Genomic DNA, 12,772 nt, shown 5'->3' on the forward strand with positions numbered 1-12,772 from the left:
ATCCGACGCTGCGACAATGCCCACTCCGTCACGCGAGCAGCGAAAATTCCCCGTAATTGCCCTGAAAGAACAGCAAGGGGCTTTCAGGCCGGTCGACTTCCAGCGCGATGACCTTGCCCAGCACGATATAATGGTCGCCCGCCTCATGCACCGCGTCCAGCGTGCAGTCGATCCAGGCGACGACATTGTCCAATATCGGTGATCCATTGGCCGATACACGGTGCGAGACGCCGGCAAACTTGTCCTCGCCGCGCCCGGACAACTGGCGGCACAGCGCCTGCTGGTCACTGGCCAGCACATTGACGCAGAATTTGCCGACCGCAGCCAGACGTGGCCAGCTTTGCGACGTTTTGGCCGGGAAGAAGGCGACCAGCGGCGGATCAAGCGAGACCGAGGTGAAGGAGCCTACCACCATGCCGACGGGCGCGCCGTCCGCCTCTACGGCGGTGACGACGCATACGCCGGTGGGATAATGGCCCAGCACCCGGCGAAAGGTTGCGCTGTCGAAACTGATCACGTCATTCATGCGGACTCTCCCCTGCACCCCATCATGTTTCCTTGCTGCCACAGGATGGGGTGCGATTTTATGTCGATCAAAGCGCAATCCCGCCCGCCGCCAGCACTGCCAGCGTCAGCAGTTCCGATGCGTTGGACGCCATCGTCGCAATCTGTACCGATTTTTCCATGCCCACCAGCACCGGGCCGATCATCGACGTGCCGCCCAGTTCGCGCAGCAGCTTGGCCGAGATATTGGCCGATTGCAGGCCGGGCATCACCAGCACATTGGCGGGGCCGGACAGGCGGCTGAACGGATAGCTTTTCATGACCGCCGGGTTGAGCGCCACATCGGCGGTCATTTCGCCTTCATATTCGAAATCGACGCCGCGTTCGTCGAGCAACTTCACCGCGCCGCGCACATTTTCCAGAAACGCGCCGGGCGGGTTGCCGAAATTGGAGTAGGAGAGGAAGGCGACGCGCGGGTCATGGCCCATGCGGCGGGCCACGGCGACGGTGCCTTCTGCTATATCGGCCAGTTCGTTTGCCGTCGGGCGCTCGTTGACGGTGGTGTCGGCCAGGAACACGGTCTTGTCCTTGGCCACCATGACATGGATGCCAAACGGGGTGCGTCCTGCCGCCGGGTCCATCACCCGTTTCACCTCGCGCAATGTCTGCGCATAGGGGCGGGTCATGCCGGTGATCATCGCATCGGCCACGCCCATCCTGACCAGCAATGTGCCGAAAATATTGCGATCGCGGTTCACCATCCGCTCGCAATCGCGGCGCAGATAGCCGCGCCGTTGCAGGCGCGCGTAGAGCAGGTCGACCATTTGCGGGACCAGCGGCGAGTTGACGCTGTTGTGCAGTTCGAAACTGTCGGGATCGCGCACGCCCAGCGCCTTGAGCTTGTCGACCACATCGCCGCGACCGACCAGCACCGGGATGCCATAGCCCAGGTCGCGGAACTGGATCGCCGCGCGCAACACCACTTCCTCTTCCGCTTCGGCAAAGACGACGCGCTTGGGATTGGCCTTGGCCACTTCATAGGCCGTGGTCAGGACCGATGTGGTCGGGTTCAGCCGGCCCTTCAACGACTGGCGATAGGCGGCCATGTCCGCGATTGGCTTTTGCGCCACGCCGCTGTCCATCGCCGCCTGCGCGACGGCGGACGGCACCACTTCCATCAGGCGCGGGTCGAACGGGGCGGGGATGATATAGTCAGGCCCGAAACTGTGCGAACGGCCATAGGCCTTGGCCACTTCCTCCGGCACCTGTTCGCGTGCCAGTTCGGCGATGGCATGGGCGGCGGCGACCTTCATCGCTTCGTTGATCGTCGTCGCCCGCACGTCCAGCGCGCCGCGGAAAATGAAGGGGAAGCCGATGACATTGTTGACCTGATTGGGATAGTCCGACCGGCCCGTCGCTACGATCGCTTCGGGGCGCACCGCCTTCGCATCGGGCGGGGTGATTTCCGGGTCGGGATTGGCCATCGCAAAGATGATCGGCTTTTCGCCCATATCCTTGACCATGTCCGGCGTCACCGCGCCCTTGACCGACAGACCAAGGAACACGTCCGCGCCCTTCATCGCTTCCTTCAGCGTGCGCGCGTCGGTCCTGACCGCATGGGCCGATTTCCACTGGTTCATGCCTTCGGTGCGACCCTGGTAGATCACGCCCTTGCTGTCGCACATGATGACATTGTCACCCGCCACGCCCAGCGCCTTGATCAGCTCGGTGCAGGCGATCGATGCCGCGCCCGCGCCATTGACCACGACTTTCAGGTCTTTCAATTCGCGCCCGGTCAGCATCGCGGCGTTGATGACGCCTGCGGCCGCGATGATCGCGGTGCCATGCTGGTCGTCATGAAATACCGGAATGTTCATCCGCTCCTTGAGCGCCTGTTCGATGATGAAACATTCAGGCGCCTTGATATCCTCAAGGTTGATGCCGCCGAATGTCGGTTCCATCAGTTCCACCGCCTCGATGAAGCGGTCGACATCCTCGGTCTTGAGTTCAATGTCGATGCTGTCCACGTCGGCAAAGCGCTTGAAGAGCACCGCCTTGCCCTCCATCACCGGCTTGGATGCGAGCGCGCCGAGGTTGCCAAGGCCCAGAATCGCCGTGCCGTTGGTGATGACGGCGACCAGATTGCCCTTTGCGGTATAATCATAGGCGGTGGCGGCGTCCGCTGCGATGGCCAGCACGGGCACCGCAACGCCGGGGGAATAGGCCAGCGACAGGTCGCGCTGGGTCGCCATGGGTTTGGACGCGATGATCTCGATCTTGCCGGGGCGTCCGGTCGAATGGAAAAACAGCGCCTCGCGCTCGGAAAATTCCACATTCGACTTGTCGGTCATCACTCATCCGCCCTTTGCTGTCCGTTGCGTCGGCCCTAGCGGCAAGCGCGCCTTGTGGGCAAGTGCGAGAAGGCTTCTTTCCTGCTGTGCAGCTTGGCGCTATCCGGGCTTCATGCCCAGCGCCCCGAACGACATCGCGATCCAGCCCGCCCCTACGCCCATGATGGCGCAATATCTGGCGCTCAAGGCTCAGGCGAATGACTGCCTGCTCTTCTACCGCATGGGGGATTTCTTCGAACTTTTCTTCGACGATGCGAAGGCAGCGGCCGCGACGCTCGACATTGCGCTGACCAGTCGGGGCGAACATGGCGGGGTGCCGATCCCGATGTGCGGCGTGCCGGTGCACAGCGCGGAAGGCTATCTGGCCCGGTTGATCAAGGCGGGCCACCGGGTCGCCATCGCCGAACAGACCGAAACGCCGGCGCAGGCCAAGGCGCGCGGCGGCAAGACGCTCGTGGCGCGCGACATTGTCCGCTATGTGACGGCGGGCACGCTGACCGAGGAAACATTGCTCGATTCCCGTCGCGACAACATGCTTGTCGCGCTGGCGCAGGTGGGCGGAGAGGGCGAGGTCGGCCTGGCCGCCGCCGACATCTCGACTGGCCGGTTCGAAACGATGACCTGCCGGCCCGCCGATCTGCCCGCCGAACTCGCCCGCCTGCGCCCCAGCGAGACGGTGGTGGCGGAAGGGGCGACGCTCGACATAGCCGACGCGCATATGTTTGATCGCGCCGCCTTTTCCAGCAGCCGCGCCGAAACCGCGCTCAAACGGCTGTTCGGGGTCGCGACGCTGGACGGGTTTGGTCAGTTCAGCCGCGCCGAACTGGCGGCGATGGGCGGGTTGATCGGCTATCTCGACCATGCGGGCAAGGGGACATTGCCCTTCCTTGCGCCACCCCTGCGCCAGACGAGCGGTGGCCATGTCGCCATCGATGCGGCGACGCGCGAGAGCCTGGAAATTGTCGCGACGATGAATGGCGCGCGGGCGGGCAGCCTGCTGGGCGCGGTCGATCGCACCGTGACGGGGGCGGGGGCGCGGCTGTTGGCGCAGGATCTGTCTGCGCCGCTGATGGATATGGGCCTGATCGACGCGCGGCTGGGGCTGGTGCAATTGTTCCATGACGATGCGGGGCTGCGCGACCAGTTGCGTGGCGCTTTGCGCGCACTGCCGGACATTGGCCGGGCGCTGGGCCGGGTCGCGGTGGGCCGGGGCAGCCCGCGCGACCTTGGCCAGTTGCGCGACGGACTTGGCGAAGCGCGCCTCTTGCGGGAGCGGCTGGGGCGTCAGCCCGACCAGCCGCTGCTCCTCGCCCGCTTGCTGCCCGCGCTCGATGGCCATGGCGCGCTGGTCGACAATCTGGCGCGCGCGCTGGTGCCTGCACCGCCGACCGAAACGGCGAGTGGCGGCTATATTGCCGATGGCTATGATCCGGCGCTGGACGAATTGCGCCGCATGGCGGGCGATGGCCGCCGGGCGATCGCCGCGCTAGAGGCGAAATATCGCGCGCAAACCGGCATCTCCGCCCTCAAGATCCGCCATAATGGCGTGCTCGGCTATCATGTCGAAGTCCCCGCCCGCGCCGCCGACACGCTGATGCAACCCGACAGCGGCTTTACCCATCGCCAGACGCTGGCGGGCGTCGTGCGCTTCAACTCGGTCGATCTGCATGAGGAAGCCGGGCGCGTCGCGCAGGCGGGGGGGCATGCGCTGGTCGCCGAAGCGGCCCATCTGGAAGACCTGATCGCCGCCGTCCTGGATCGCAAGGCGGACATTGCGCGCGCCGCGCAGGCCCTGGCCCGGCTGGATGTCGCCGCGGCGCTCGCCGAACGGGCGGCGGAGGGCGGCTGGCAGCGGCCCCATTTCGTGGTGGCGGACGGGGCCGGGCCATGCCTGGACATTGTCGGCGGCCGGCATCCGGTGGTGGAGGACGCGCTGCGGCGCGAAGGGCAACCCTTCGTCGCCAATGATTGCCGTCTGGTGCAGGACGACCGGCTATGGCTGGTCACTGGCCCCAACATGGGCGGCAAATCCACTTTCCTGCGGCAAAATGCGCTGATCGTCATATTGGCGCAGGCGGGCGCCTATGTCCCGGCGCAGGCCGCGACGCTCAGTCTGGTCGACCGGCTGTTCAGCCGGGTCGGCGCGTCGGACAATCTGGCGCGGGGCCGTTCCACCTTCATGGTCGAGATGGTGGAGACCGCCGCGATCCTGGCGCAGGCGACCGCCGACAGCTTCGTCATTCTGGACGAGGTCGGGCGCGGCACATCCACCTATGACGGGCTTGCGCTCGCATGGGCGGTGGTGGAGGCGGTGCATGAGGTCAATCGCTGCCGCTGCCTGTTTGCCACCCATTATCATGAACTGACCCGGCTGGCGGAAAGCCTGTCCTCGCTCTCGCTCCATCATGTGCGCGCGCGCGAGTGGAAGGGGGATCTGGTGCTGCTGCATGAACTGGCCGACGGGCCGGCCGATCGCAGCTATGGCCTGGCCGTCGCGCGGCTGGCGGGCCTCCCGGCTGCGGTCCTCAAGCGTGCCAAGGATGTGCTGGCCCGGCTGGAGGCGGGCAAGGCCAGGACGGGTGGCATCGCGGCGGGACTGGACGACCTGCCGCTGTTTGCCGCTGTCGCCGCCCAGCCCGAACCGCTGGTCGATCCGCTGCGCGCCGCGCTTGATGGCATTGATGCCGACGCATTGTCGCCGCGCGAAGCGCTCGATCACATATATCGGCTGAAACAACTGGCCGCGACCAGCGAGCAAGACTAGATAGCCATCATGGTCATGCAATTTCCCGCGCTGGGATCGCGCCGCGCGATCATCGATCGGCGTGCGATTTCCGACAATATTACCGCACAGGCGCAACTGCACCGGAGCGATCCGATGCTGCTGCGCGGCGTGATCGTCAAGGAATTGAAGGCGGCACTGGACGACGGCCGGGCCGAAATCGCCCGGCGGCTGCATGCCAAGCCCACGCGCGGGCGGGAGTCGGTGACGGCCTTTGCCTTCCTGATCGACCAGATTTTGCGCCTGCTCTATGACGCGACGACGCATCATCTCTACCCGTCGGGCAATCGCAGCACGGGGGAGCGGATCGCCCTGATCGCGGTCGGCGGCTATGGCCGGGGCGAAATGGCGCCGCATAGCGATGTCGACATCGGCTTCATCACCCCGTGGAAACCGACCGGCTGGACCGAGCAGGTCATCGAATCCATGCTCTATTCGCTCTGGGATCTCGGTCTGAAAGTCGGGCATTCCAGCCGCTCGATTGACGAGACGATGCGGATGGCCAAGGCCGACCTCACGGTCCGCACTGCCCTGCTTGAGGCGCGCTATGTCTGGGGCGATCGCGCGCTATATGAGGAAACATCAACCCGCTTCGACGCGGAAGTGATGCAGGGCACTGCCCGCGCCTTTGTCACCGACAAGCTGGCCGAGCGTGACGAGCGCCACAAAAGGATGGGCGACAGCCGCTATGTCGTCGAACCCAATGTGAAGGAGGGCAAGGGCGGCCTGCGCGACCTGCACACATTGTTCTGGATCGGCAAATATGTGAACCGGGTGCGGTCGGTGGCCGAACTGGTCGATGTCGGGCTGCTGACCCAGCTGGAACTGCGCCAGTTTCAGAAGGCGGAGGATTTTCTGTGGGCGGTGCGTTGCCACCTGCACACCATCACTGGCCGGGCGGAGGATCGACTGACCTTCGACCTCCAGCTGGAAACCGCGACGCGGATGCGCTTTACCGGGCGGCATGGCCGGTCGGGGGTGGAGCGCTTCATGCGCTATTATTTCCTGAACGCCAAGATCGTGGGCGACCTGACGGCCATGTTCCTGGCCCATCTGGACGATCAGTTGGGGGCCAGGGGGCGGCGCTACATCCCCGCCCTGTTTCGCCGGCCCAAAAAGCTGGACGGCTTCGTCCTCGAACGCGGTCGGCTGTCGCTGCCCAGCGATGATTTTTTTCAGGTCGATCCGGTCCGGCTTTTGGAAATCTTCGCCGTCGCCGACCGCCATGGCCTGGCCATCCACCCCGGCGCGATCCGCGCGGCCAGCCGCGACGCCGGGCTGATCACCGCCAAGGTGCGCAAGGATCCGCGCGCCAATGCGGCCTTCATGGATGTGCTCACATCCCCGCGCGATCCCGAAACCGTGTTGCGCTGGATGAACGAATCCACTGTTTTCGGGCGCTTCATCCCCGATTTCCGCCGCGTCGTGGCGCAGATGCAGTTCGACATGTACCACCATTATACGGTGGACGAACATACGATCCGCGCCGTTGGCCTGCTGGCCCGGATCGAAAAGGGCGACCTGCCCGGCGATCATCCGCTGGCGACCGAACTGATGGGCAAGCTGCTGTCGCGCCGCGTCCTGTACGTCGCGGTGCTGCTGCATGACATTGCGAAGGGACGGGGCGGGGACCATAGTATCCTGGGCGCAGACGTCGCCAAACAGCTGTGCCCGCGGCTGGGCCTGACCCCGGCGGAGACGGAAACGGTCGCCTGGCTGGTGCGCTATCATCTGCTGATGTCGGCCACCGCCTTCAAGCGCGACCTGGCCGACTACAAGACGATCCTCGATTTCGTCGATGTCGTGCAAAGCCCGGAGCGGCTGCGCCTGCTGCTCTGCCTGACCGTGGTGGATATTCGCGCAGTCGGGCCGGGGGTGTGGAACAGCTGGAAACGGCAGTTGCTGGGCGACCTGTACGAGGCCGCCGAAGAATTGCTGCGGCTGGGTCACAAGCAGAAGGGCCGCAGCGAACGGGTCGCGGCCAAGCAGGAAGCGACGCGGCAGGCGTTGGGTCTGCCTGATGCGGAATTTGAACGGCTGCGTCGTCGGCTGCCCGAATCCTACTGGATCGCCGAGCCAGAGGATATTCTGATCCACAATGCGCAGCACATCCTGGCGTCTGCCGATGCGCCCCTGTCGATCGCCGCCCATTATTATCCGCAGCGCGGCGCGACGCTGGTAACGGTCTATGCGACCGACCATCCGGGGCTGTTCTATCGCATCGCGGGCGCCATCCATCTGGCGGGCGGGAACATCATCGACGCGCGCATCCACACGACGCGCGACGGCGTGGCGATCGACAATTTCCTGGTGCAGGACCCGTTCGGCGGCGCCTTTCATGATCCCGACCAGCTGACCCGCATCCGCAACGCGATCGAGGATTCGCTGTCCAATCGCCACCGGATGATCACCAAATTGTCGGCGCGCCCGCTGACCCGGACCCGCGCCGAAGCGTTCCGCATCGTCCCCAACGTGCTGATCGACAACAAGGCGTCTAATCGCTTCACCGTGGTGGAAATCAACGCTGCCGACCGGCCAGCCCTGCTGTTCAGCCTGGCCAATGCGCTGTTCCAGTCGAAGGTCACCGTCCATAGCGCCCATGTCGCTACCTATGGCGAACGCGCGGTCGACACATTCTATGTCACCGACCTGCTCGGCGGCAAGATCGAGAGCAAGGCGCGGTTGCAAACGCTTGAGCGCCGCCTGCTCGAAGCGGCAGGCGGCGAGGTGAGTGAAGCGCTGGAGCGGGCTTAACCCGGCTGCGTTGCCAGCCAGGCCGCCACATCCGCCGCGACCTTGTTCGCTGCGGCATTGAGCGGCACGCCGATCGTGCCTGCCTCGATCTTGGCGCCGACCGGTACGGTGGCGGTAAAGCGCTGCCGCGCGATCACGGTGCCGCTGCCCTTGGTCAATATCGCATCATAGGTCACGACCGCGCTGTTGCCTGGCGCATCCAGGCCAAAAGCGACGAGTTCGCCCATCAGCCGCTGGCCAGCGTCGCCCGCATATTGGCCTGGGTCCAGCACGATGCGGTTGCTGGTCGCGGCAATCGTCTCCGCCAGCAGTTTCTGGAACAGGTGGCGGGGCGTGTCGGCCCATTGCACCTTGGTCACATACGCGATCGAGGTGGGCGACAGCTTTACCGGCACCCGCACCGTATCGAGCGTCTTGGGCGCTTCGGGATCGGCCACGGTCAGGCTTGGTCCCTGCGCGCCGGTCAGCAGGCGTCCCGGCGCGACGGTCTGCGTGGCGCTCAGCGCCAGCAATTGTTCTGGCGGCTTGGCGCCGAAGGAGACGCAGCCAGCCAACAGGAAGGCTGCGGTGAGCGCAACCGTGGCGCTGCGCGTTTGGCGGTTGAACATACGCCTTGTCCCTCTCATCATGGCTTGTAATCCGGCAATTTGGGCGATCCTACCAGCGAACCAGCGCCTTGCTGGTCCAGCTTTTCGGCCACGCCGCGGAAGGCGCGCGACATTTCGCGCAGGTCGCGGACCAGCTGGTTGACCTCCGGCATGGTCTGGTTGCTGAAGGCGCGCACGCCCGGCTGGGCTTCGGCAATTGTCTTATCCAGCGTGTCGATGCTGCGCGTCGCCGACTGAACGCTCTTGCGCAGGTCGGCCATCAGCGGCTTGCCCTCGTCGGTCAGCAGCGAATCGGTCGTCGCGGCCAGCTTGCCAATCTGTTCGGCCGCAACCCCGGTGCGCTGCACCGCGATGCGCGCTTCGGCCAGCGTGGCGGAGATTTCCGGGCTGCGATCCGCCAGCGAACTCGAAATACGCTCGACATTGGCCAGGATGCCGGCGATCGACTGCTGATTCTTGTCGTTCAGCAATTCGGTCAGCCGCTCGGTCAGGGTCGACAGGCGTTCCAGCAGTTGCGGCGCATTGTTAAGCAATTCGCCCAGCGCGCCCGGCTTGGTCGGGATGACCGGCACGCCATCGGGGCAAACCGTCAACGGATTGTTGGCCGGGCAAATGATCGGCGGCGCGCCCTTGACCGCGCCATCCAGCACGATTTCGCTGACGCCGGTAAAGCCCACGCCCGCGATCGTCGCGGTCGTGCCCTGCAGGACGGGCGTGCCGTCCTTCACCGAAATGCGGACCTTCACAAATCCGGGATCGCGCTTCCACAGTTCGATCTTTTCGACCTGGCCGGACGGCACGCCCGAATAATTGACGCTCGATCCCTTCGCCAGGCCGTTGACCGACTGTTTGAAGAAGATGTCATATTCCTTATTCTCGCCATCGGACAGGCGCGAAAACCAGAAGGCGGCACCGATGATCGCCGCCAGCAGCAGCAGCGTGACCGTGCCCACAAGCACATGGTTGGACCGGGTTTCCATATCCTATTGCCTTCCATCGGGCGACGTCTGGGCCACCCTATCCTGTTCGCGGTCATGTTGACGGGTAACCGCCGCCGTCGCGGCGCGGCCGCGCGGGCCGTTGAAATATTCCTGAATCCACGGATGATCGGTGGCCAGCAATTCGTCGATCGTGCCGACGGCAATCACCTTCTTGTCGGCCAGAACGGCGACCCGGTCGCAGATCGAATAGAGCGTATCAAGGTCATGGGTGATCAGGAACACCGTCAACCCCAGCGTCTGTTGCAACTGGCGGGTCTGTTCGTCGAACGCAGCCGCGCCGATCGGGTCCAGCCCGGCCGTCGGCTCGTCCAGAAACAACAGGTCCGGGTCCAGCGCCAGCGCGCGCGCCAGCCCCGCCCGCTTCTTCATCCCGCCCGACAGTTCCGACGGATATTTGGGACCAGCCTCGGCAGGAAGCCCGGTCATCCGGATCTTGTAGGCGGCGATTTCGTCGCGCAGTTCCGCGCCGATATTGGGATAATATTCGCGGATCGGCACTTCGACATTTTCCGCGACGGTCAGCGTCGAAAACAGCGCGCCGCCCTGAAACAGCACACCCCAACGCTTGCGGATCGCCAGCGCCTCATCGTCGGAACGGCCGATCATCGATTCGCCAAAGACGTGGATTTCCCCCTCGTCCGGGGTCTGAAGGCCGATGATCGCCCGCATCAGCACCGATTTGCCGGTGCCGGACCCGCCGACAACGCCCATGATCTCGCCCTTGCGCACGTCCAGGTCCAGCCCGTCATGCACCACCTGATCGCCAAAACTGTTGCGGATGCCGCGCACCGAAATCGCGATGTCGCTTTGCTCCATCACGGTTTCGATCCGCTCTTCCTCGGCGACGATGTCCTCATGCTCGGCCATCAGTTCCACCCCACCCAGGTAAAGAACACGGCGAATATCGCGTCCAGAACGATGACCAGGAAGATGGCCTGCACGACCGCAGCCGTGGTGCGCAGCCCCACTTCCTCCGCATTGCCCTTGACCTGCATCCCCTGGAAACAGCCGGAAATGGCGATGATCAGGCCGAATACCGGGGCCTTGATCAGCCCCACCCACAGGTCGGTGATCGGCACGACTTCGCGCAGGCGCTGGACGAAGGTGATCGGGGGTATGTCGAGCGCGATGGCGCAGAGGAAACCGCCGCCGATGACCGCCATGATCGACGCGTAAAAGCCCAGCAGCGGCATCATGACGACGACCGCCAGCGTGCGCGGCAGCACCAGCGCCTCCATCGGCGATACGCCGATCGTGCGCATCGCATCGACTTCCTCGGTCAGCTTCATCGTGCCAAGTTGCGCGGCGAACGCGGATCCGGACCGGCCCGCGACCATGATCGCGGTCATCAGCACGCCCAGTTCGCGGAAGGTCAGCCGACCCACCAGATTGATCGTCAGCATCTCCATGCCGAACTGGCGCAACTGCACCGATCCCTGCTGCGCGATGACGATGCCGATCAGGAAACTCATCAGGCCGATAATGCCCAGCGCCGACACGCCGACAACCTCGAACCGCTGGACCACGGCATTGACGCGGAACCGGCTGGGGTGGCGGATGATGTTCCACGTCGCGACCAGCGTGCCGCCGAAAAAGCCCAGCAGGCCCAGCATGGTCGATCCCGCCATGCTGACCGCCTCGCCGATCTGGCCGACGACGCGGCGGATCGCCGGGACATGATCGGGCCGGATCGACACGGGTTCGTCCAGCGCCCCGACCGCGTCGATCAGCCGCATCGTATCGCCCTGCCCGCCGGTGATCGGGGCGCTCAGCCGCCTGGCCGTGCGATGCACGGTCCATGCGCCGATCGTGTCGATATGGTCGACCTCCGACAGGTCGATCGCGCTGACAGGGCCCTGCACCGCATCCAGCCGACCGGGCAGGTCATGCAGGCAGGCAACGGCCAGCGATCCGGAAAGTCGGATCACTGTGCCGTCGTCACGCATTTCTTCGGCAAGATCGGCGGCTTTGTTCATGCGATGGGATTACTGGTCCAATATCGGTTGCGCGGCAAGCCGAAACGGCCCAACTGCAAGTCAGAACGAAGGACAAGGGCAAAAGTTTCGGACACGGCATGACGCACCGTCTGGCAATTTACGACATGGACCGCACGGTGACGTTCAGCGGCACCTATACCGGCTTCCTCATTCACATGGCGCGCGCCATGGCCCCGTGGCGGCTGGCGCTGCTCCCCTGCGTCGGATTGCTGATGCTCGCTTATGTGGTCAAGCTGATCACGCGCCAGCGGCTGAAGGAGCTTAATCAGGCGCTGATGATCGGCTTCAATGTCGAGCGTGCGCGGCTCATGCCGCATGTCGAAACCTATGCCGACAAGGTGGTGGCGACCAATTTGCGGCAGGGCGCGGTGGCCCAGATCGCGCAGGACCGCGCCGATGGCTATCGCCTCGTCCTCGCCACCGCATCCTACCGCCTGTATGTCGAGCCGATCGCCCGGCGACTGGGTTTCGACGCCGTGATCGCCACCGATCATCTTTCGCAGGACTTGCGCTATGTCCGTGCCAAGATTGCCGGTGAAAATTGCTATGACACGGGCAAGCTGCGGATGATCAAGGCGTGGATGGCGGCCGAGGCGATCGATCGTGGCCAGGCGCATATCCGCGCCTATTCCGACCATGTCTCGGACGCGCCGATGCTGGAATTCGCCGACATCCCCTTCGCATCAAACCCGCACAGGAAGCTGGCGAAACTGGCGGCCGCCCGCGGCTGGACGCGGGTGGACTGGGTTTAATATCCCCACATCCGTTCGAAACG

At 64.7% G+C, this 12,772-nt stretch carries 9 protein-coding genes; 3 read left to right on the forward strand and 6 right to left on the reverse strand.

From position 1 onward, the window contains the following. Positions 1–28: 28 nt before the first annotated feature. Together CJD35_RS05930 and CJD35_RS05935 are read right to left on the reverse strand one after the other, a co-directional pair. On the reverse strand, positions 29–526 hold the full coding sequence (locus CJD35_RS05930) for a flavin reductase family protein (protein ID WP_017183215.1): 498 nt from the start codon (positions 524–526) through the stop codon (positions 29–31). Positions 527–593: 67 nt separating this feature from the next. Then, positions 594–2,855, reverse strand: a complete 2,262-nt coding sequence (locus CJD35_RS05935) for an NADP-dependent malic enzyme (protein ID WP_017183216.1) — start codon at positions 2,853–2,855, stop codon at positions 594–596. Between the two features lie 112 nt (positions 2,856–2,967). Here CJD35_RS05935 and mutS point away from each other — a divergent pair, with 112 nt between their 5' ends. Both mutS and CJD35_RS05945 read left to right on the forward strand, forming a co-directional pair. Further along, a complete protein-coding gene (gene mutS, locus CJD35_RS05940; RefSeq protein ID WP_017183217.1) occupies positions 2,968–5,619 on the forward strand; it encodes a DNA mismatch repair protein MutS in 2,652 nt (883 codons plus the stop codon). A gap of 9 nt (positions 5,620–5,628) precedes the next feature. Then, the gene (locus CJD35_RS05945; protein ID WP_017183218.1) at positions 5,629–8,391 is read left to right on the forward strand and encodes a [protein-PII] uridylyltransferase; all 2,763 of its coding nucleotides are present in this window, start codon (positions 5,629–5,631) and stop codon (positions 8,389–8,391) included. Here the strand turns inward: CJD35_RS05945 and CJD35_RS05950 are convergent. Genes CJD35_RS05950 through CJD35_RS05965 form a run of 4 tightly spaced genes read right to left on the reverse strand, consistent with a single transcriptional unit; the run spans position 8,388 to position 11,976 of the window. Then, the gene (locus CJD35_RS05950) at positions 8,388–8,999 is read right to left on the reverse strand and encodes an ABC-type transport auxiliary lipoprotein family protein (protein WP_017183219.1); all 612 of its coding nucleotides are present in this window, start codon (positions 8,997–8,999) and stop codon (positions 8,388–8,390) included. The two genes, CJD35_RS05945 and CJD35_RS05950, sit on opposite strands and share 4 nt — an antisense overlap. A gap of 17 nt (positions 9,000–9,016) precedes the next feature. Beyond that, entirely contained in the window at positions 9,017–9,979 is a 963-nt protein-coding gene (locus tag CJD35_RS05955; protein ID WP_017183220.1) for an MlaD family protein, read from the reverse strand. 3 nt (positions 9,980–9,982) lie between these two features. Continuing rightward, positions 9,983–10,867, reverse strand: coding sequence for an ABC transporter ATP-binding protein (locus tag CJD35_RS05960; protein ID WP_017183221.1), 885 nt, complete (start codon positions 10,865–10,867; stop codon positions 9,983–9,985). After that, entirely contained in the window at positions 10,867–11,976 is a 1,110-nt protein-coding gene (locus CJD35_RS05965; RefSeq protein WP_017183222.1) for an MlaE family ABC transporter permease, read from the reverse strand. Before CJD35_RS05965 ends, CJD35_RS05960 begins: the two co-directional genes overlap by 1 nt. A 98-nt stretch (positions 11,977–12,074) precedes the next feature. Between CJD35_RS05965 and CJD35_RS05970 the strand changes: the two genes are divergently transcribed. Beyond that, a complete protein-coding gene (locus tag CJD35_RS05970; protein WP_026002403.1) occupies positions 12,075–12,749 on the forward strand; it encodes an HAD family hydrolase in 675 nt (224 codons plus the stop codon). Positions 12,750–12,772: the final 23 nt, after the last annotated feature.

Source organism: Sphingobium xenophagum (genome assembly GCF_002288285.1).
Lineage (GTDB): Bacteria > Pseudomonadota > Alphaproteobacteria > Sphingomonadales > Sphingomonadaceae > Sphingobium > Sphingobium xenophagum.